This window comes from Photorhabdus australis DSM 17609 (genome assembly GCF_000711895.1).
Lineage (GTDB): Bacteria > Pseudomonadota > Gammaproteobacteria > Enterobacterales > Enterobacteriaceae > Photorhabdus > Photorhabdus australis.
This window is the reverse complement of sequence record NZ_KL543987.1, coordinates 1-20,716: the sequence shown is the minus strand read 5'-3', so window position 1 is coordinate 20,716 and position 20,716 is coordinate 1. Positions and strand designations below refer to the sequence as shown.

19 protein-coding genes are annotated in these 20,716 nt (G+C 39.3%); 7 read left to right on the top strand and 12 right to left on the bottom strand.

Going from position 1 to position 20,716, the window contains the following annotated elements:
• Nucleotides 1–45: 45 nt before the first annotated feature.
• The 4 genes from BO26_RS19990 to BO26_RS23620 form a co-directional block, all read right to left on the bottom strand.
• Nucleotides 46–426 (bottom strand): PRD domain-containing protein, encoded by a 381-nt coding sequence (locus BO26_RS19990; RefSeq protein WP_036774566.1) that lies wholly within the window; start codon nucleotides 424–426, stop codon nucleotides 46–48.
• Between the two features lie 25 nt (nucleotides 427–451).
• Nucleotides 452–1,357, bottom strand: a complete 906-nt coding sequence (gene yhfZ / locus BO26_RS19985; RefSeq protein ID WP_036774564.1) for a GntR family transcriptional regulator YhfZ — start codon at nucleotides 1,355–1,357, stop codon at nucleotides 452–454.
• Nucleotides 1,358–1,700: 343 nt separating this feature from the next.
• Nucleotides 1,701–2,321, bottom strand: a complete 621-nt coding sequence (locus BO26_RS19980; protein ID WP_036774562.1) for a tyrosine-type DNA invertase — start codon at nucleotides 2,319–2,321, stop codon at nucleotides 1,701–1,703.
• Between the two features lie 415 nt (nucleotides 2,322–2,736).
• Nucleotides 2,737–2,874 carry a hypothetical protein gene (locus tag BO26_RS23620; protein ID WP_157835586.1) on the bottom strand — a complete coding sequence of 46 codons (138 nt, stop codon included), beginning with the start codon at nucleotides 2,872–2,874 and terminating at the stop codon, nucleotides 2,737–2,739.
• A gap of 329 nt (nucleotides 2,875–3,203) precedes the next feature.
• On the opposite strand from BO26_RS23620, the gene BO26_RS19975 reads away from it, so the two are divergent.
• From BO26_RS19975 to BO26_RS19965, 3 genes are all read left to right on the top strand, one after another.
• On the top strand, nucleotides 3,204–3,980 hold the full coding sequence (locus BO26_RS19975; RefSeq protein WP_036774560.1) for a MurR/RpiR family transcriptional regulator: 777 nt from the start codon (nucleotides 3,204–3,206) through the stop codon (nucleotides 3,978–3,980).
• 806 nt (nucleotides 3,981–4,786) lie between these two features.
• Entirely contained in the window at nucleotides 4,787–5,458 is a 672-nt protein-coding gene (locus tag BO26_RS19970) for a PAS domain-containing protein (RefSeq protein ID WP_036774559.1), read from the top strand.
• Nucleotides 5,459–5,509: 51 nt separating this feature from the next.
• Complete coding sequence (locus BO26_RS19965; RefSeq protein ID WP_036774558.1) at nucleotides 5,510–6,208, top strand: helix-turn-helix transcriptional regulator; 699 nt, start codon at nucleotides 5,510–5,512, stop codon at nucleotides 6,206–6,208.
• 304 nt (nucleotides 6,209–6,512) lie between these two features.
• Here the strand turns inward: BO26_RS19965 and BO26_RS19960 are convergent, their stop codons facing one another.
• The 3 genes from BO26_RS19960 to BO26_RS19950 are packed head-to-tail and all read right to left on the bottom strand — an operon-like array spanning nucleotide 6,513 to nucleotide 8,542.
• Nucleotides 6,513–7,769 carry a PTS ascorbate transporter subunit IIC gene (locus tag BO26_RS19960; RefSeq protein ID WP_036774556.1) on the bottom strand — a complete coding sequence of 419 codons (1,257 nt, stop codon included), beginning with the start codon at nucleotides 7,767–7,769 and terminating at the stop codon, nucleotides 6,513–6,515.
• A 12-nt stretch (nucleotides 7,770–7,781) separates the two neighbouring features.
• Entirely contained in the window at nucleotides 7,782–8,069 is a 288-nt protein-coding gene (locus BO26_RS19955) for a PTS sugar transporter subunit IIB (RefSeq protein ID WP_036774553.1), read from the bottom strand.
• A gap of 29 nt (nucleotides 8,070–8,098) precedes the next feature.
• On the bottom strand, nucleotides 8,099–8,542 hold the full coding sequence (locus BO26_RS19950; protein WP_036774552.1) for a PTS sugar transporter subunit IIA: 444 nt from the start codon (nucleotides 8,540–8,542) through the stop codon (nucleotides 8,099–8,101).
• Nucleotides 8,543–9,154: 612 nt separating this feature from the next.
• On the opposite strand from BO26_RS19950, the gene BO26_RS19945 reads away from it, so the two are divergent.
• Nucleotides 9,155–10,195 (top strand): LacI family DNA-binding transcriptional regulator, encoded by a 1,041-nt coding sequence (locus tag BO26_RS19945; RefSeq protein ID WP_036774550.1) that lies wholly within the window; start codon nucleotides 9,155–9,157, stop codon nucleotides 10,193–10,195.
• Nucleotides 10,196–10,261: 66 nt separating this feature from the next.
• On the opposite strand, the gene BO26_RS19940 is transcribed toward BO26_RS19945, so the two are convergent.
• The 3 genes from BO26_RS19940 to BO26_RS19930 form a co-directional block, all read right to left on the bottom strand.
• A complete protein-coding gene (locus BO26_RS19940) occupies nucleotides 10,262–10,717 on the bottom strand; it encodes an Rrf2 family transcriptional regulator (RefSeq protein WP_036774549.1) in 456 nt (151 codons plus the stop codon).
• Between the two features lie 365 nt (nucleotides 10,718–11,082).
• A complete protein-coding gene (locus BO26_RS19935) occupies nucleotides 11,083–11,472 on the bottom strand; it encodes a nuclear transport factor 2 family protein (protein WP_036774548.1) in 390 nt (129 codons plus the stop codon).
• Between the two features lie 361 nt (nucleotides 11,473–11,833).
• Nucleotides 11,834–12,889, bottom strand: a complete 1,056-nt coding sequence (locus BO26_RS19930) for an alkene reductase (protein WP_036774547.1) — start codon at nucleotides 12,887–12,889, stop codon at nucleotides 11,834–11,836.
• Nucleotides 12,890–13,316: 427 nt separating this feature from the next.
• Between BO26_RS19930 and BO26_RS19925 the strand changes: the two genes are divergently transcribed.
• Nucleotides 13,317–15,044: a phospholipase D-like domain-containing protein gene (locus BO26_RS19925; RefSeq protein WP_036774546.1), complete on the top strand. Its 1,728-nt coding sequence runs from the start codon at nucleotides 13,317–13,319 to the stop codon at nucleotides 15,042–15,044.
• A gap of 237 nt (nucleotides 15,045–15,281) precedes the next feature.
• Here the strand turns inward: BO26_RS19925 and BO26_RS19920 are convergent, their stop codons facing one another.
• Nucleotides 15,282–16,613 (bottom strand): D-serine ammonia-lyase, encoded by a 1,332-nt coding sequence (locus BO26_RS19920; protein WP_036774545.1) that lies wholly within the window; start codon nucleotides 16,611–16,613, stop codon nucleotides 15,282–15,284.
• A 297-nt stretch (nucleotides 16,614–16,910) separates the two neighbouring features.
• Nucleotides 16,911–18,248 carry a D-serine transporter DsdX gene (gene dsdX, locus BO26_RS19915; RefSeq protein WP_036774544.1) on the bottom strand — a complete coding sequence of 446 codons (1,338 nt, stop codon included), beginning with the start codon at nucleotides 18,246–18,248 and terminating at the stop codon, nucleotides 16,911–16,913.
• A gap of 242 nt (nucleotides 18,249–18,490) precedes the next feature.
• On the opposite strand from dsdX, the gene dsdC reads away from it, so the two are divergent.
• The gene (gene dsdC / locus BO26_RS19910; RefSeq protein WP_036774543.1) at nucleotides 18,491–19,429 is read left to right on the top strand and encodes a DNA-binding transcriptional regulator DsdC; all 939 of its coding nucleotides are present in this window, start codon (nucleotides 18,491–18,493) and stop codon (nucleotides 19,427–19,429) included.
• A gap of 391 nt (nucleotides 19,430–19,820) precedes the next feature.
• On the top strand, nucleotides 19,821–20,369 hold the full coding sequence (locus BO26_RS19905) for an Ail/Lom family outer membrane beta-barrel protein (protein WP_051691079.1): 549 nt from the start codon (nucleotides 19,821–19,823) through the stop codon (nucleotides 20,367–20,369).
• The last annotated feature ends 347 nt before the right edge of the window (nucleotides 20,370–20,716 follow it).

Here is a 20,716-nt window from a genome sequence, read left to right as displayed (position 1 = left end):
TTAAATCATCATTTTTTTGAATATTTGATGGAAAAAAAATTCCTTTTATCTCTGTTGTCGCGCTATCACTGACTGATCCTTTGCCTTCCAAAGACTAAACAAGTTTGCCAGCAAATAACCCTCCTCACAGGGATGTAATTGCACGTCAAAATGTGCCAACAGCGAAGCGTTAATCACTCGCAAATAAGAAAAGGCATCAGACTGACGTACTTCCATCAACAGTTCATTATCCAGTGAACCAATGTGTTCTCCCCGGCGTGAGCGCATTAACGCATTCGCCATATGTGTTATCGCCATTTCCCCCAACGCATTCCTGACGGGGATTTGCCAATCTTGCTCAAGCTGAATCACGACCTGCAACATGCCATCACAGATATCCTGATCGATGACATTTCCCTGACAGAGCAGATTCAGTCGATTTTCCATGCCATTTTACTCCGTCCATTTTAAATCAATAACTTGGGTCCTGCTGACCTGCCAGTACTCGTTGTTGATGAACCAACAATGCTGTTTTATCTACTGTGGTACGCAAAAGCTGCTGAATCGGAATATCATCAGATCTGGTTAAAATCACCGCCTCAGACGCTTGCATAAAACAAACATTCCCACGCAACGGCACTGCAATAAGCTCCTGGAAACTCAATTCCATTTCCCTGCTAACGTTCCAAATCACTGCATCAATCTCCCCCTTAGCCACCTTGTACAAACATTCGTGGTAAGAGATATCCACCAGCGTGATGTCCTGTCCGGCAAAGTACATTTCAGTCATGATCTTCTGGTCAGCGGAACGATTATCTAACCCAACACGACGGATGTTATGCTCTTCACCCTTGCGGTAAATCAGTTGGTGTCCACTAACATAAGTGCATGGCCCCAATTCAAGTACAGCAAGAACATCACGTTGTTCCAGATAAGTTTGTGCTGCCAGACTTGACACTACTGCCATGTCATAACTGCCGTTACGCAGACATTCTACCCGGGCATCCGAACCTCTCATGTGAGCAAAGTAAAATGGAATACCCTCAAACTGCGCCTTTAAGCCACTCGCCAACCCTTCGTACAATCGGGTATAGGGTAATGGCATCGCACAAACCACATTACCAATATCAGCATGTACCAACAGTGCCTTGTGATTCATACTAACCAGATAACTGCCATTACGACCCCGCCGATCCAAGCAAACCGCACCAGAATTCTCCAGTTTTTTTAATGCAAATTGTACCAGCCCAACAGACAGAGCATAGTCAGATGCCAGCTCATCAATCGTCTTCAAACGATTACCACAGCACTCACCTAGCAGATAACGTGCCAGGCATGCCCGAGCAACCCCCTCTTTTTTAAGCAGCTCACGACTCATAGTTATTCTTCATTTTTTTGAATGTATTTATATCTAACTTAAGGAGATAAATAACAATCGAAAAATAACAAAAATGCGAATTCAGTCACGAATGAGGGGGTGATTTTTACAATTGAAGCAGAGAATCGGCCTTACCTTTGTACTGACGCAACTCAGGGAAGAGATCCCCATTAGTGGGTGAAAATGGATTTTGGCTTCGCTATGCTCTCGGGGATTCGTTCCCTTGCCGGCGTGATGCATCTTGAAATCCATAGGGTATATCAGGACAGTTAACGTCGATATTAATCCCTGATAAGATGGCCTTCATGCATGCGCCCTTAACAGGCGCATACATCAGAATCCCTTATTCAACTGAACAAGCGTCAGCCCTTGGGACATAATCAAAGTGTAGTTCTCGATACCGGTTTCTTTTTATGCTCCAAACACCATGAAAACGCTCTGCATTACTGGCGGTATACCTCACCGTATGGCGAATATTGCTGTGTCCAAGATAATCTTGTATCAGCCGGGTATCCACCCCCCTGTCAGCAAGAGCAAAACCACAAGCGTGGCGCAACATATGTGGATGGGAATCTACTGAAATTTTAGCCTGTCGTCCTAATTGGTTAATCATTTGATAAATACGCTGACGTGTAAGCGGGTTTCCGTAGCGCGACAGAAATAACCAATCGCTTTCCGCACCCCGAAAAGTTTTACGTACTTCCAGCCACGCTTTAATCGCCTTGATTTCATAACCCAGAAGAGGATGGTTTGTACAAAACCCGCCTTTTAAGCGCCGAATATACAAACTTCCATCTTCCAAATCCAAGTCGGATAACCGCAAATGCCTGGCTTCACTAACACGTAAACCATGAACAAAACTCATGTATACCAGACAATAGTCTCGCTCCGGATTAGCGCTCATTTTCGCTACTGCCAGCATACTTTCCACTTCGTATTGCGTTAGATGTCTTCGTTGACCCATTATGGTCTATCCCAAATATTTTTTGTCTCAACGCATGTAATACTCTGCGTTATCTGTAACTGATTCAGACCAGGAACCAACCTTAAATCCCCCATGGTAAAAATGTCTGCACCGAAACAGTGCAGGTGACTAAATGAAATTGCTTTTGCTGTGCCTGAGCTTCACTCAAGCTGTGTAATGGATAGGTATTCAATGTCTGTTCTCCGGTTGCCCCCTATATTCTTACCATCACAAGATAAAAAGAAAAATACTGATTCAATTAACCATCACTCGCTAAATAAATTGATCTGTCTAAAAAACAACAGAAATTATCGCAATAAACCCAACAATCATTTTAACAAAAGATAGGCCAATCAGATCGATTTTTGCTGCAGATCACAAGGAAAGATATTGGTGCGGTAATGTTTGTCGATTCTTAACAACGTTCAATTTTTTTCTCAATTTTTTCGCCAGAAAAATCCAGCAAAGTGATAAAACAACAGTCTGGTAGCAAGCGAGGTCTTACCCATGTTGCCATGACAATGCCCTTTATAACCAAGTCATTTCTTTTCACATTATATACCCGCTATCTTTCAAGTTGCCTCTTTGTTGGCTGCACTCACTCACCCCAGTCACATCGTTAGCTATGCTCCCGGGGATTCGCTCCCTTGCCGTCTCGATGCATCTTGAAATCCATAGGGTATAAACCCGGCTATTATGACTCATCATTCCCCTCTTCTGCTAATTATTTATACCCATCATCTTTCAATTGCCTCTTTGTTGGCTGCGTTCACTTGCCGCCGCCCTGCAACTTGAAAGGTAACGGGTATACATGCCAAATCCGTAGATCAAAAACATTTATATGATATGACAATCTATCTGACTGTTATTAATGGATAAATAATGGATAATCGGTTAGCACCATTGCTACAGCGCAGCGAAAAAATCACCCGTACGGAATACCGCGTGCTGTCTCATCTAACCGCAAACCCATTATTAATTGGGCAAATTACGGTACGTGAGCTAGCAAAAGCGACATTTATATCCCCTGCTACTATTATACGTTTATGCCAGAAACTAGGCTTCAGTGGATATAGTGAGTTTATTTGGTATTGCAAGCAATTGCTATCCAGTGGAGCTTCTATTTCCGGGCATATTCTGCCTCATCATGACAAAAGAGTTCCTGATGCATTTGAACACTTTGTTACTAATTACCGCAAAACTTTTACTTTAATAACGCCAGAAAAAATAGCGCGTTTTAGTGCCCTGCTGCATGAAAAAGATAATTTTTTTCTTTATGGTGCCGGTTTTTCTGGACTATTTACTGATTATTTAACTCAAAAATTACAAATCCTAGGGAAAACTGCTTTTAGCTCTAGCTCGGGAGACAGCAGGAAAATTTTCCTCAGTAATGCAGTAAAATATGAAGTTTTTATTGCTATCTCCCGCAGCGGCCAAACTGAACAGGTATTAGATAAAGCGCATATTGCTCATAATGTTGGCATGACGGTAATTGCATTTACTCGTGCATCGACCAATCCATTGGCTTCACTAGCTGATGTGCATTTTGCACTGTATGACGAGGCGATTCATTTTAACTCAGAAGTCGACGAGATAACTTCATTTGAATCAAATCTAATCATGCTAATCGATTTATTGTTATTGCAAGCGACATCTTAAACTATAACGTCTGCAAATCCAAATTGACAAAAGCCACATAAGATAATCTCAACAACCTAGGGAAATAGGCACGCAGTCAAAATATGCTCTAACATCAGAATAAATCCTCAGTAAACGATTTAAATAAATTTAATGCTAACTACCTATCTCAATAGACGATATAGTTGCAGGATATCATGATGAATGAATAGCAGCGTAGAGTGTATACCCAATAGTTTCAAGATGTATCGCGACGGCAAAGGAGCTAATCCCCGGGAGCATAGATAACGATGTGACTGGGGTGAGCACTCAAAAGTCAGTGCTTTTTTTCGAGTATCGACCCCACGCGCTTTTCATGGAAAAAAATCAAAGAAGATAGAAACCAAATAATATTAACAGTTATATTTTTCCATATGTAAGTATTTTTACATAAAAGAATAAATGATTTAATTAACAGATATAGGTAAAATGAAAAAATATTATCTTTTGACTAATTAATTATTGCAATCTATTATATGTTCAGGTTATTTTAAGTAAAATCAATAAAAAGATCTTTCAGATAATCGCTTAAATAAAAATTAATGAATTATCATGTCAAACATAAAAAACAAATCGAATAATATAGCTATGAAATCAATTTACAAGTGGAAAAGAAGTAATAATCCTTACGAAGATAATGGTCATTGTATTGGTATCACTTTCCATACATATAAAACTAAAAACCCCCATGTTTTTTACCAATTTTAGTCTCTACATGCCAGTACCGGAGAGATGTTTGCTGACAAAAAAAGAATTTTTTGTTAAATCGAAATATTACCAAAATAAATATGACCAGAAAAAATTACATTATTTCATCACAAATAATAAACACTTTGGCAGTAAGTAATGAACCATGGGGAGTAAAAGATAAATCTTCCTGTTTTCTCTATGGTAATGATGCATTGGCCAAACTTCAAAACATACACTCCACGTATGACTATCAAGGTAAATATGATAGTGACATACCATGGCAAGGCAGTGAATTCTATGAAGATTTTATTGAGCATGATTTGAAAGTGATGGAAAATGAAGAAAGCGTTTTCTCATTGGAAACACACGTATTTGGACAAGATAAGATTTTATCATCTTATTTCCAAGAGAAACTTCCACTATATGATGATAACGGTGAACGCATCGGCATCCTTTTTCATGCCTGGAAAGCGCAGGCTCACTCATTAACTCGGCTATTTCATAAAAAACTACCTGCTTCTATTATGTTTCAATCACCGATGAAACAGCTCACTCAACGAGAATGGGAAATTATTTTCCTTTTCTTACAAAGAAATAGCAAAAAGCAAATCAGTCAATTACTTAACATCCCTTACAAAATTATAGAGAAATTAATTAGGAAAATTTATAGAAAATCAGCCATTAACTCTGATTTACAACTGGAGGAATACTGCAAAATCAATAGTTTTAATCGCTATGCACCAAAAAGGTTTTTATTGTCTTACTTATAAATATCGTTTATTCAAATTTTTTATAAGATAATAATGTTATAAAGGTCAAATATGAGTCGATCAGGATGTAAAAAAGTCCCTTTTATTACTCCTCAGCTAACTAATATGTGGGATAAAAGCTCAGAACCATGGTCTGTGAAAGATAGGGAACTTCGTTTTATTTATGCAAATACAGTGTTTATTAAAACAAATAAGTTACCTGAAAACTTCAATGTTATCGGATATTCTGATAGAGAATTACCGACACCAGTTAATCAATTTGCTCATCTTTTTGAGGAACATGATCGTAAGGTCTTACAATGTATGCAACGAATATCATCTCTTAACACTTATCCTCAAAGCAAAAGCGAGCAACCTGTATCCTACTATCTCTGTAATAAATACCCATTAATGGATGAAAATAAACAATGTATTGGTATTATTGCTCACGCCAGAGAAATACATAATTTTACCGTGTCTCATTATATAGAGAATGACATTCCCATATCGATTAGATTTCAACCACCCAACGGTGTATTGAAAGAAAAAGAATGGATAATCATTTTTTTATTCTGTCGCGGCGTTAGCAATAAATGCATCGCCAGAGAAATGAAAATTTCATACCGTACCGTAGAAAAACATTTCGAAAATATCTATGATAAACTATCAGTCAACTCAGCTATTGAACTAAGAACATTTTGCAAAGAGAATAATTATGATCTTTACATCCCACCTAAATACTTTCAGTCTATAGGTCATATTTTGCTATAAACAATCGATTTTATTGCTACATATTTCTCGCTGTTCCGTTTAATTAATCTTAGTTTCACTTAAATTTTTCCTAATCTGATATAGACAACAACTTGATAAATTAAAATAAAGGGCTTATAACGTGGTATATCATCATTTTTTTGAATATTTTTTCCCTTTTCTGTTGAAGATTTTCAGAAAATTAAGAAACCATAAAATTAGAGTGAGTATTGGCGGGAGCTTATAGCCGAATATCTTATTGGTAAAAGAGATCGAGACAGGGAATATGACCCTGTTTCAATCCCAAAATTCTGGCTACCCTAAATCAACGAACAATAATTCCCAACAGAATACCTAATGCACCGAAATCAGCATCACTAAATGTCGTGTTGGCAATACCAATGTCCCCAAGGACAGGCAATAAGAACACAGGTAGAAAAGTAATCAGAAAGCCCTGAATAAAAGCACCGAGAATAGCACCTCTGCGGCCACCGGTTGCATTACCAAAAACCCCAGCCGCAGCACCAACGAAAAAGTGTGGCACAACACCTGGAATAATTACCGTCATATCCAACGCATACAGAACAAACATGCCAACAACACCAGCAACAAAACTACACAGGAAACCTACCAGTACTGCATTAGGCGCATAAGGGAACACAACCGGGCAATCTAATGCCGGTTTTGCGTTTGGAACCAACTTATCGGAAATGCCTTTAAACGCGGGAACAATTTCTGCAATTACCATTCTTACACCTTGCAGAATGATATATACGCCAGCAGCAAAAGTAATAGATTGTATTAATGAAAACATAAATCCATTTTTACCACCACTGACTTCTCTTACAAAATCATCACCAGCAAATAAGCAAGTGATCATAAAAATAATCGCCATTGTGCAAGAAATAGCGACCGACGTATCACGCAGAAACAACAAACTTTTCGGAACATTCATCTCTTCTGTTGAATGCGCTTTATTGCCTAGTTTACTCCCAATAAAACCAGCCAAGACATAGGAAAGCGTAGAAAAATGCCCAATGGCAACCTCATCAGAGCCTGTCACTTTCTTCATATACGGATGAACTATCGCCGGGAAAAAAACCATAGCAACACCGACAACCACAGAACCTATAGCCACTAGCTTAATTCCGCTGATCCCAGCTGTCGCCAGAATCACCGCCACCATCATAGACATAAACAACGTGTGATGCCCCGTCAGGAAGATGAATTTCCAGGGTGTAAAACGTGCAATCAGAATATTAATGACCATGGCAAAGAACATAATCATTGCCATTTCTTTACCAAAACTTTTTTGCGCAATGGAAACTATCGCTTCGTTATTTGGCACGACTCCTTGAATACCGAAGGCATGCTGGAAAATCGTAGCAAAACCCTCCAGTGAAGAAACGACCACCCCAGCACCCGCCCCCAGGATAACAAACCCCATTATGGTTTTTATGGTGCCTTTGATACATTCTGTCACTGGTTTTTTTTGTGCAATTAGGCCAATAAGTGCGATAAATCCGACCAAGACCGCAGGTTCTGATAGCACGTCACTCATCAGAAAATGGAAGAATTCCATAGCTACCTCCGGTTACAATGCACCAAGCTCAGTTAATGCCACTGACAAACGCTGTTTCATTGCGGCTTTATCCACCATATTGTCCAGCGCAACAATTTTCCCATCGACTGCCTGAGCAACCAATTGTTCTGCAATATCTTTCGTGCCAACAAAAATATCGCTTTGAGTTGCTTTTGCTGACCCCAAATCAACATGATCAACGCTAGCATCTATCCCTATATCTTTTAGGATATTTTTGATACTCATTTCCATCATCAGGCTGGTACCTAATCCATTTCCGCAAACGACTGTAATTTTCATACTTTTTCCCCATAGTAAAAAATAATGACTTAATATTTGTTAATCACGGCAAGAATCTCTTCTTTATTTTTGGCCCCCATTAATAGGGCTATATCTTGTTGATTATCAAAAAGCTCTGCGAGTTGGGCGATCACTTCGACATGACTGTTGCTGTCAGTCGCTGCCAGTACAATCAGTAGCTTAACCGGGTCATTCTCTTCAGAACCAAATTCAACACCCTGACTGAAAACCGTTAAGGCTAACGATAATTTGTTCACTCCCTCCTCAGGTCTGGCATGTGGCATAGCAATACCTGGGCCTATAACGTAATAAGGCCCAATTTCCTCATGAGAACGATAAATAGCATCAATATAACGGGGGGAAATTGCACTATTTTCCACCAACGGCTGGCAAGCAACAGCGATAGCGTCCCGCCAATTTTGAATATTTGGGATCAATTGGATCACATCTCTGGTGAGTAAAGTCTTCAGCATCAACTTCTCCTGGTCGAAACTTTATCCTGTTTAATGATGTTCAGCCTTGTCAGGGATGAAGCGGAGCGTCAAGACACCATAAACCCATTTCCGGTGTCTCAAGTCATATCATTCACAATGTGAATATACCTGTTATCTTTCAAGTTGCCTCTTTGTTGGCTGCACTCACTCACCCCGGTCACAGAGTTATCTATACCCTTCATCTTTCAAGCTACTGCTTTGTTGGCTACGTTCTTACCCCAGTCACATAGTTATCTATGCTCCTGGGGATGCGTTCTCTTGCCGCAGCTCTGCAACTTGAAATCTATTGGGTATATGCTCCCGGGGATTCGCTCCCTTGCCGTCGCGATCCATCTTGAAATCTATTGGGTATATATTTCACCCTCATTCTGTTAAATCTGACTTCAAATTCGCTTTCTAGTGATATTAGTCACAAATGGTAGCGCTATCTACAATCCTAAGTCATTATTGTGATAGCGCTATCATTTGTTACTTGAACGATTTACCAGAATGGTAAGCACATCATGGTTTTTTCCCCACGACTGACTTGAGATAAGGTAGAATCCCATCGTCAAATTCATAGCTGTTCATTAAAAAATAGAAAAATATTTAATGGAAAAGATACGAAAACGCCGTAATACAGGGCGAGTAACATTACAAGATGTTGCTAAGTATGCCGGTGTCGGTTCAATGACAGTCTCACGCACACTGAGAACGCCAAGTATGGTATCGGATAAATTACGAGGAAAAATTGAACAGGCCATACAGGAATTGGGATATATCCCAAATGGCGCTGCCGGCGTACTCGCCTCAGGCCAAAGTAATATTATTGCGGTTCTTGTTCCATCATTGACAGATAAAGCTTGCGCCACATTTATACAGTCATTGCAACAGGTGCTGAATAAACATTTTTTCCAGGTTTTACTCGGATGTCATGAATATAACCGTAATAAAGAGGCCGAGATTATCATGACATTGCTGCAAAGCAACGCAGCAGCGCTAGTTATCTTCGGTTCTCAGTTGACAGATAAAACTTACAACAACATTTCTCATATTAATATCCCGATCATCAATGTCGCCGGAGCTCATCAGCAACAGACGACTATTAATATAGAAATGAATTCTTCCGAAGCTGCCTATACCCTGACTGAGCATATGCTTAGCAAAGGTCGAAAATATATTGGCTATATTGGTGCACAAATGGATAACCGTTTACAAAATCAGCAAATTAATGGCTGGAATAAAGCAATGCTGCATCACTATCAGAATGCTGACCAAAGTATCACTACATCCGATGTTGCCAATATGCAATTTGGTCGTCAGGCAATTACTGAGATGTTATTACGTCAACCTGAATTGGAAGGTGTGATTTGTAGCCATGAAATAATTGCTCTGGGAGTGATGTTTGAATGCCAGCGTCGTCTACTGAAAATACCTACTGATCTGGCTGTCGCTTGTTTGGAGGGCTCAGATAATTGTGACCACACACAACCAACACTGACATCCATCCGCATTGACTATCCCAAGATAGGAAGGGACACCGGAAAATTGCTGGTAAAGTTGCTCAATAAACAAGATAGAGATGAACCTGAATGTCAAAATGATCAACATAATCTGTTTTCATATAGGTTCGAGCCCAGACAAAGTTCCTAACAAAGTTGGGAACTCCAATTATAGTGGCATAAATCGCCATGAAAACGTGTAGAAATGCTACTTAGCCTATTGGCCTGGATTTGATGGTTTAAAAGGAAAACCGGCACAATCTTCAACTCGATTTGTCATGTCAGCAATTGTCGTTTCAGCAAGAGCAGTTTCCAGCACGCAAGTAATACGCAAAAACTCATTTTCCAATACTGGAGTAATATTGTGCCCGATATAACATTTAGGATTAGGTTTGGAACGGTGCAACGTGAAATACAGCGGATCTTCAACTGCGCGATAAATATCTAGTAACGAAATTTGCTCCGGTGACCGCGCCAGTAACGCTCCTCCTCCCTGACCCATTTGTGAATAGGTGAGTCCTGCATCTGCCAGAGCACCCAGAAGCCGACGAACTACAGTCGGATTAGTATTCACGCTTCTTGCTATATCTTCGGAACGCACGGCTTGCCCATGATGAAGCGCGATATCAGTAAGTATATGAATAGCTACGGCAAAACGGGTAGATGTTGGCACTGGAGGCCCCTGTATACCTTAAGGATGTTATTGAGGAACGGCAAAAAACCAGAAAAGATCACACAATATGTAACTAATTTCGTCACATAATAAATAGTGACATTCAGAATGTCAACCTGTTCGATTAACATCCCTACTCCTCCTGTTCTGCCGTCACACATACGATATCGTCTAAAGACATACTTCTATACAAGCGTGACCTTTATCCCATTGAAACTTCATTATATACCCGTCATCTTTCAAGTTGCTTCTTTGTTGGCTGCACTCACTCACCCCGGTCACATAGTTATCTATGCTCCCGGGGATTCGCTCCTTTGCCGCCGCGATGCATCTTGAAATCCATAGGGTATATTGATCTCCTTTTTTTACATTGCATGAGCACGATCAATCTGAAGCGTATCAGCAGTCTGTTGCAATTTTACTAGCTGTCCGTTCCGCAATGTCCATATATGCACAAAACGAGAAATAAATCGTCTACCGTTCTTTACTTTCCCTAAATAATTACCCAAAACAATCACATGATCACCTGACTCGAAAAATTCAGAACTTTCTACAGTAAATTCCTCAAAGTCATTAAAAAATGGCACAAAAAAATTATTTAATACGTCTTCGATTCCTTCATAAACCCCACTATGTAAAGCCCCTTCGGTAATATCCCAAATAATGTCATCCCCCAGCAACTGGCGAACAATATTGATATCCCCCATAGACTCATAAAAACGACAAACAATAGATACATTTAATGAATCTGACATTGATAATTCTCCTTCAAATTATCCTGCGATGAAAAGCAGCCGGCTCTTAATAAACGGACTGACCTGATATCTCGGGATATTCAGTCAAAAAGATCCTATAGAATCTTGAATTAACATCCCCGGAAAATAATTCGAGCATTTTTCATCTTAGGCTATCTATAGCGGGTAAGATATCCCCTTACCTAGGTAAGCATAAGTATCTATAGAAGTTCATCACACGTATTTTAACATAGCACTTCCTTTTACGTTCCAGCTTTACTAACAGAATTGTTGAACCGGGCGTTAAGCCCGGCGATAGAAAAATTAAATGTACACTGAATATCAATACTCTTTAGCATTAAAACCGTGTAAATACTTATACTTAGGTAAGTGCAGGATAATCGGTATAACCTGCTGCTCCAGGAACCATAAATGTTTCTGGCTGCGGTTCATTAAATGGCGCTCTGACTAAAAACCGGTGAGGTAAATCAGGGTTAGAGATGAACAATTCGCCAAAAGCCACCGCGTCAGCTCTGCCATCAGCAAGAATCTTTTCTGCATTCTCTTTAGTCAGTTGCTCATTAGCGATATAAGTTGCCCCAAAAGCATTCTTTATTTCCTTACTGAGATCACCATCAACAACAGAATCCCGCGAGAAGATGAAAGAAATACCACGTTTACCAAGTTCACGTGCGACATATCCGAAAGTCATCATCGGATTGGAATCCTCCATTGAATAACTACCGCCGCGTGGAGACAAATGCATGCCAACACGTGATTTTCCCCAGACAGAAATACAAGCATCTGTCACTTCCAGCAACAACCGAGCGCGATTTTCTACTGAGCCACCATACTGATCCTGACGTATATTGGCATTATCTTGCAAGAATTGATCGAGTAAATATCCATTAGCGCCGTGTATTTCTACTCCGTCGAATCCTGCTGTTTTCGCATTTTCCGCTCCGCGTCTGAACGCTTCGACAATGCCAGGAATTTCATTAGACTCAAGAGCCCGTGGAACCACAAAGGGACGTTCTGGACGTAATAAGCTAACATGACCATCAACCGCAATCTCACTCGGGGCCACGGGTCTTCCCCCATTAAGGAAAATAGGATCTGAAATCCGCCCCACATGCCAAAGCTGTATGAAAATACGCCCACCAGCAGCATGTACCGCATCCGTGATCAATCGCCAGCCGGCAACTTGTTCATCTGACCAAATACCGGGCGTATTAGCGTAGCCAACTCCCTGCGGAGTTACTGAAGTCGCTTCACTGATAATCAAACCAGCAGAAGCACGTTGGGCATAGTATTCCGCCATCAGAGCATTAGGGATACGTCCTTCTCCTACTGCACGGGTACGTGTCAAAGGAGCCATAATGATGCGATTTGGCAAGTCGAGATCACCAATGCGAATTGGGTCAAAAAGTGTAGGCATATTTTTCTCTCATAATTGGACTAAATAAATGCACTGCGTTGCAAATCATCAATATGTACATAACCAGGTAATACCGGGAACAAGCAATTCCAGTTGGAAAATGTATCCATTCTCGAACCTTCAATAACGGCAGTGAACCGTTAATATGAATTAATGTAACTTACACAGTTACATTAAGCAAGGGGGATCTGATACCAAATGTCAGGATCTCTGTAAGATTAATGCTACAACACCAACACGTTCTTTCTAGACTATCAGTCATCCCCGCAGATTTTTCGTTCACACCTCCAGAAAGTGCGCAGTGAAACCCGATTTTATCTTTTTTAGTCTTCCCCACTTAAAAATTGGTTATGATTATAAATAGTTTGCCTGATGCTGGCAGGCGGTTGGTTGACATGTAAAAAATTGTTGCCCGGAGGATGCATATATGAATTTATTAGATGGTTTACAAAAAAAACTTGACGGTTACTTTCATAAAACAAGTGAAATCAACTACGTAAAAATATTTGATACTCCCCAAATATGGGGGCTTCCTTTTGGAAAAGAGATAATGCCACAGGCTATTAAAAGAGCAAAGGAATTTGAAGATGCGATTGTAAGCATTCTGGAAAACATGCGTTATCGCTGTGATATTTCTTCCTTAAATGCCCCGGATGCAGAGTGGAGAAACGTTATCCTACCCGCTATTGATCGCGCATTTACAAAAAGAATAAACAGGAAGGACAGAACTCAGATAAGGTTTTTATTCGCTCAAACACCGACATCTTTATTAAACGGTGTGAGTTCATATTTTGAAGGTACCCCTGAATATCTGGCATTGAAGAATGATATTTTTAAATTAATTCAAGAAAGAAGAGATCATTGGGAGTGTATACCTGAAATATGGATTGGTCGGTTTTACCGGATAGTAGACGGACTTAAAATATCATTAGAGAAGAAGCTGTTGCCAGAGGAAATGATTCCAGAAGCTGATACCAGAATGACATGGAATCATACAAAAATTATCGCAGTTGATGGAATTGAGTCATTTGTCGGAGGCCATAATTTAAATATGGATCTTTTTAGAAATTACCCTCCAGTTCATGATGTCTCGGTTAAAGTTATAGGAACGGCATCATTAAGCTCACAATTATTTTTAAATAACATGTGGGTATCTAATACCGATCTCTTAACCAAAGAATTTTTTGATATAGATGAAAATAGATGGATTAATGCAAATGGTATTGTAGGAAAGCCAGAAGATCCATTAAAAAAAGAGCACATTACTGAATATATAGACAGAAAAAAAGAAGAATGCCTAAAAAACCCACCTAAGGACCCCGAATATAAGAAAGCAAGCAGGATATTATCCGTAGGTAAATATTGGTCTGGACCTGATATGCGAACGGATTATAAAAAAGGCTCTGAAATAATGAAAGAGTTTATAATAAAGAATGCAAAGAAAAAAATTCGCATGTCCCAACAGGATCTTGTCAGTGCATGGAAAAAACAGTGGCGAGATCATCATGTGTGCCGATGGTTAATCGAAGCATTACTTTCCAACCCCGAGCTGGAAGTTCAAATTGTTGTATCGCCACTTGATGCAGCAGCAGGCGCTGCTGGTGATCAATATTCTTTTGGCTCCGGAGCCAAAAGAACGTTTGAAGTATTTAAATACTATTTAACACATGATGAGCATACTGATGAGAAGCTGGAAGATCCGGATGGAATCAGGCAAGCCGCACTAAAAAGAATAGAGGTTGCCCCTTTTTTCTTTACAGACAAAGTACCTGAAGATCTTTTGATTGAAGGTACTACATACAAATGGCCAGCCGCGGATGAAAATTCTTATACTGCTACGCTAAAAGAACCGTCTCTTTCTGAAAGACCTCCACAGATAGGTGCTATAGGACGCCCATTCTGGTCCTTAATGAAAGCAGGTGGTCCTGAGCAGGTATATCCCAAAGTGCCCCCTGCTCCCGGGAATCATGCAAAAGTCACAATAATTGACGATGAACTATACGTAGTGGGTTCTGATAATCTCTATCCGGGATATCTTTCGGAATTCAACTATCTTATTGAGGGAGAAGATGCGGTAAAAGCTTTCATAGAATCTTACTGGGAACCGTTGTGGAAATACTCAGGAACACATTCATTTAATTACAAAAATGTTTGATGTAAGTAACAAATGTACTGATATATTCCCGCCAGCAACTGGCGGGAATATGATTTAAAAAGCATTGAGGAAATAACTTTTCAAAATAGGAAACCAAATTCAAAGCGTTTTTCAGTAAATAGCTGGAAGCCGGCGGGACACTGAACTTGAGAAACCAAATATTAGCAACCAGATTACCCCTATGAAAGACACTATTTTCAAATAATCTGAGTTTGAGGCCCGTTAAATTATTAACGATTAGATTTTGGCTATAGCCAAATACTTTATCATCTCATCATCAGGCACCATACCACCGCCAGTTGCCCAAACCAGATGCGTAGCCTGCTTCATCTTTTCTACCGAAAGGTTCTTGTTATTTAGATAATTAGAGTTTCTAATAATACGAGCTGGTCCCGCCATTCCAGCTAACGCCGAAGGCTCTAACTGGATATCCTCATCGCGATTAAGTAAACCCAACAGGTTATACATCTCCTGATCATTAATCGTGTAAAAGCCATCAAGCAAACGCTCCATAGCTCGACCAACAAAACCGGAAGCTCTTCCTACCGCAAGACCATCAGCAGCTGTCACATTGTCAATACCGATGTCCTGTACACTGATCTTGTCATGCAAACCTGTGTATACCCCCAACAACATACATGGAGAATGGGTAGGTTCAGCAAAAATACAGTGCACATGATCACCAAAAGCCAGTTTCAACCCAAACGCAACACCACCGGGGCCGCCACCGACCCCACATGGCAGGTAAACAAATAACGGATGATCTTCATCAACCACAATATTCATTTGCTCAAATTGTGCTTTTATCCGACCACCTGCCACAGAATATCCCAGAAATAACGTCCTGGAGTTTTCATCATCGATAAAGAAACAGTTGGGATCAGACTCCGCTTCTTTACGCCCATGGGCTACAGCTATACCATAATCCTGTTGATGTTCCACCACTGTAATCCCATGTGAACGTAGCTTTTGCCTCTTCCACTCACGGGCATCGGCAGACATATGCACGCTGACGTTAAAACCCAGTTTTGCACTTATAATGCCAATGGATAACCCCAGATTACCGGTAGACCCTACAGCAATGCTGTATTGGCTAAAAAACTGTCTGAATTTTTCAGAAAACAGTTTGCTGTAATCATCATTTTCAGAAATTAAACCAGCCTGTAATACTAATTTTTCCGCATGAGCCAATACTTCATAAATACCACCACGAGCTTTAATCGAACCGGAAATTGGCAAATGACTGTCTTTCTTAAGCAGAATTTTTCCTGTGATATCAAAACCATAATACTGTTTCAATGTTTTCTGCATCGCAGGAATAGCCACTACCTCTGATTCAATAATGCCATTTGTAGCTTTTGTCTCCGGGAAAGCTTTGCATAAATAAGGTGCAAAACGATTCAGGCGTGCTTCAGCATCCCTGACATCATCAGCATCTAAACCTACGAAAGGCAATCCCTCTTTAAGGGTTGTGTTACAAGGGTTAAACCAGAAGATTTCCTCTAATTTCATTAAATTCTTTACTAATGGATATTCATTTAGTAACTGTTGAATCTCTGTACTTTTCATTTATGTGTTAACCCCAGATTAGTGTTTCCCTGGTATACAAAAATAATGCTTATTTTTTAACTATTAAAATTCTTATTATATTAACTATGTTATTTGCACTACAATTTCCTGCAAAATATCAGAACATCATCTTTATACTTATCTTTTTATCTTCCCCTTATTTTGATTAGTACGTTAATATTTACTTTTTTTATTATTTTAGCTATAAAGCCTGCCTATTTTATAGGCTTCCCTGGTATTGACAATATTCACACTTCTTATTTTTATTTTCAAAGGCTGAATTATTATCCTTTCTATTTACACAATGGTAGAAAGGAGAAATGTTCCAGCCAACGCAACAACAGATGCAATAAATGTTGCTGTCGTATAATACTTAAAAGTTTCACTGAGCGTTGCTCCGCAATATTGCTTAACCAACCAAAACAGTGAATCAGTAACGATAGTACAGCCGATGGCACCAGAACCAATAGCTAAGGTAATGATTGCCGGACTGATATCTGGATATAACGGCAACATAGGGGAAACAATCGCCGTTGCTCCCACCATTGCTACGGTTGCTGAACCAACCGCCGCATGCAAAGTAATAGCAACCAACCAAGATAAAAGAATTGGATGCATATCCAGATTTGACAAAATAATTGCCAATGTATCGCTAATCCCGCTTCCTTTCAGAATACTATTAAAGGCCCCGCCCGCACCGATAATCAATAAGATATTAGCGATAGAAGCAAAACAATCTTCCGTTTTTGTCAACAGCGTATTCATACCGATATTTTGTTTGATGCCCAAAGTGTAATAGGCAACAAATGCAGCAATAAACATAGCGGTAATAGGACTGCCGATAAATTCGAGTGCCATGTAAAACAAAGTGCCCTTTTCCATATTCAGTTCAGCAAACGTTTTAACCAGCATCAACCCAATTGGCAATAGCACAGTAAACAATGTGATACCTAAAGAGGGTAAATCTTCCTCCCTATGAACCTCAATGTCAGAAAATTCATCTGGAACCGATTTGAAAGGCAGGCGGTCACCAAGCAATCGCTGAAATAACGGGCCACCGATCAAAGATGCAAATAAACCAACTATCAGTCCATAAACAATCACTGAACCAATATCCGCCCCTAGTTTATTTGCAACAAATAACGCCGCTGGATGTGGAGGAACAATACAATGAACCGCCATTAATGCCGTACACAACGGAATCGCTAATTTCAACAATGACGTGTTAGTTTTCCTGGCAATAGAAAATGCCAACGGTATCAACAGTACTACCCCAACTTCAACAAACAGGGTAATACCACAAATCAGGCCAATCAGTACCATAATAATGTCTGGTGAGAGCCATCGGCATTTTTGCAATGTGATACCAATACGCTCTGCTGCGCCAGATATCTCCATCATTTTGCCAAGAATGGTTCCCAAGCCAATGACTACAGCCAAAAAACCCAACGTACTACCAATCCCTGCTTCAATGGCTCTCACCATCTCGACAGGGTTCATTCCCATTAATACACCGACATAAAAACTTGCCAGCAATAACGCCAGAAAAGGGTGAATTTTTAATTTGATTATCGTAAATACGATTAACACAATACTTGTGAGTAGCGTACTAATTACCCAAGGTTGTGAATCCACTTAATCATTCCCCACAGTTAACCTCTGTTCAGTGCGTGTATTTTCACTATTGAATATGAATATTCAATTTTTGACAAATGATTAATACATAGCCATGCATGAACTCTGTTGAGTCAATTCAGTGATGCTGATCAAAATTTTCACTTTATTTGCTACTCAAATCACTAAAACTATCTGAAATATACGACCTTGATGATACGGTTGGATTATCCCATCTTCGATGAAAAAGAAACATTATAAATATGTACACAGATGATAATTTCATGGTTGTAAATAAGCTACTAAATGGTAGCCAGTTATCAAAGCTGCATACATTTGAGATAGCCGCTCGCCACTGCTCTTTCGTTCTGGCTGCTGATGAATTGGCTATTAGTGCCAGCGCAGTCAGCCATCGAATCAGTTCATTGGAACAAGAGTTGGGATTCAAACTCTTCCAACGTTTTCATAGAAAGCTTGAATTAACCTGTGAAGGAAAGCGTTTATTTTGGACAATTAAATCGACACTAGAACATTTGAATCAGGAAATTCTGGAAATAAAAAATCAAGAGCTATCAGGAAACCTGACTATCTATTCTCGCCCGACCTTTACCCAATGCTGGTTAGTTCCCAAATTGGCTGCTTTTAATCAGCTCTATCCATCCATTAATCTAAACATCCTGGTTGGTAACGAAAATGTGAATTTCCGCGGTTATGGCATCGATCTGGCAATTTATTTTGATGATGTTATGTCCGATGAATTGTCCCACCAATATCTGATGAGTGAATACATTACCCCGGTCTGTAGCCCACAATATGCCGAAAAATATAACCTGATAGGAAATATCGATAATTTACAATACTGTACATTATTACATGATAAACAAGCATGGAGTTATGATTCTGACACAAAAGAGTGGGATACCTGGACAGAACATTTTGGTATCAACCTAAACGCGCCACAAAAATGTATCGTATTTGACCGCTCTGATTTAGCTGCTGTTGCCGCAATGCACCATGCAGGTATTGCAATGGGAAGAAAAAACATGATTGGGGGAAAAATTGAAAGTAAAGAATTAGTGGCCCCTTTTCCCAATACTGAAGTGTTATGTAAGCAGTATTACTATACCTGCACCCTTCCCCAACAACAGAATGAAAAAGTCAACGCATTTATCCAATGGTTGAAATCAATCATAAACGAATAAAAATATGGCCTGCTGTTAACGAATATAGCAAGCCCATTCTGTTTTAAGTGGCGATAGCGAATCGCCACAGAATTTAACAACTCATTCTGCCGTATTTTTTAGCCCACATAATAATTATCAGCAATTAAAGAAAGAACAGTTCCAAAGTCAATAATTGATGGATACTGCAACAATAAAGCGATTATTCATACTAATACAGAAAAATTACTCCCAAAATGTCCACACAGAATAAATTAATTATAATAGTTAGTGAATCGTGTATAAGATCTAATTTTATAGAAAAACATATACTAATGATTTAAGTTGTGATATTTATTATACTCATTGGTGATAAAGCCATTTTAAATAGTTACAAAGTAGTTCATTATGAAATTATATAGAGTGTGATTAAATGCAAAAATTTTTACTAAGCTGTGGCATTATTTTTTCTGCGTGTGCAATAACCTTACCAGCTCAAGCTGAACAACATACCGCTTCTATCGGTTATGCCTATGTAAAGCCACAAGAAATTAAAGCACTAAATGGTGCAACAATAAGTTATCGATATGAACTGGATGATCAATGGGGACTGTTATCATCATTTACCTTTGCTAAAGGGGATGAAAAAGAGACAGAAGAATCCTCTAAACTTGATGCTAAGTATTACTCTTTGATGGCTGGTCCGACTTATAGAATTAACGATTATGTTAGTCTATATAGCCAACTAGGGTTATCCAGAATGAATGTAAAATTCTCCGCCACCTATGCAAATGGGGACACTGAGAAAGCAGAAGGAAATAATAATGCCTTAGGCTGGGGAGCGGGTTTAATTGTCAATCCGACAACCAATACATCCGTTACAGTTGGTTATGAAGGCAGCCGCTTTAATACCAAAGAATATGGCGGGGAAGGCAAAATATCCACTAATGGCTTTAATGTAACCGTCGGCTACCGTTTCTAATTTAGCCAACAAAAAGATTATAGAATCATCAAGGCTAAATATTTTATATGATTTATAGCCTTGGTGATTGATTTAGAATAATTTAACTCAACTCTGCATATCAGCAAAATAAATTCATCATTCCCCCAGAAAAGTAACTCGAAATCGATTTAACATATTACGAATCTTTTATTAAGCAAAGCCTGAACTAAACAAGGTGATTTTTACAATATTAATTTAGGTGATGAAGCTAAAGAATGACCTCCGGCTGTTCCTGAATACAGAGATTTATAACTTACCCTATATAAAATTTTAGTGTTAAGAAGGCATATGCTAACAAGAATTAAATTATTTTTGTTGACCTTGCT

Bases quoted from the DNA above. Each gene is read 5' to 3' on its own strand.
- BO26_RS19950 (WP_036774552.1), bottom strand. From the start codon at position 8,542: ATGCTGAAGACTTTACTCACCAGAGATGTGATCCAATTGATCCCAAAT.
- BO26_RS19905 (WP_051691079.1), top strand. From the start codon at position 19,821: ATGCAAAAATTTTTACTAAGCTGTGGCATTATTTTTTCTGCGTGTGCA.
- dsdC (WP_036774543.1), top strand. From the start codon at position 18,491: ATGTACACAGATGATAATTTCATGGTTGTAAATAAGCTACTAAATGGT.
- BO26_RS19975 (WP_036774560.1), top strand. From the start codon at position 3,204: ATGGATAATCGGTTAGCACCATTGCTACAGCGCAGCGAAAAAATCACC.
- BO26_RS19965 (WP_036774558.1), top strand. From the start codon at position 5,510: ATGAGTCGATCAGGATGTAAAAAAGTCCCTTTTATTACTCCTCAGCTA.
- BO26_RS19990 (WP_036774566.1), bottom strand. From the start codon at position 426: ATGGAAAATCGACTGAATCTGCTCTGTCAGGGAAATGTCATCGATCAG.
- BO26_RS19920 (WP_036774545.1), bottom strand. From the start codon at position 16,613: ATGAAAAGTACAGAGATTCAACAGTTACTAAATGAATATCCATTAGTA.
- BO26_RS19930 (WP_036774547.1), bottom strand. From the start codon at position 12,889: ATGCCTACACTTTTTGACCCAATTCGCATTGGTGATCTCGACTTGCCA.
- BO26_RS19925 (WP_036774546.1), top strand. From the start codon at position 13,317: ATGAATTTATTAGATGGTTTACAAAAAAAACTTGACGGTTACTTTCAT.
- BO26_RS19960 (WP_036774556.1), bottom strand. From the start codon at position 7,769: ATGGAATTCTTCCATTTTCTGATGAGTGACGTGCTATCAGAACCTGCG.
- BO26_RS19955 (WP_036774553.1), bottom strand. From the start codon at position 8,069: ATGAAAATTACAGTCGTTTGCGGAAATGGATTAGGTACCAGCCTGATG.
- yhfZ (WP_036774564.1), bottom strand. From the start codon at position 1,357: ATGAGTCGTGAGCTGCTTAAAAAAGAGGGGGTTGCTCGGGCATGCCTG.
- BO26_RS19945 (WP_036774550.1), top strand. From the start codon at position 9,155: ATGGAAAAGATACGAAAACGCCGTAATACAGGGCGAGTAACATTACAA.
- BO26_RS19980 (WP_036774562.1), bottom strand. From the start codon at position 2,321: ATGGGTCAACGAAGACATCTAACGCAATACGAAGTGGAAAGTATGCTG.
- BO26_RS19935 (WP_036774548.1), bottom strand. From the start codon at position 11,472: ATGTCAGATTCATTAAATGTATCTATTGTTTGTCGTTTTTATGAGTCT.
- BO26_RS19970 (WP_036774559.1), top strand. From the start codon at position 4,787: ATGACCAGAAAAAATTACATTATTTCATCACAAATAATAAACACTTTG.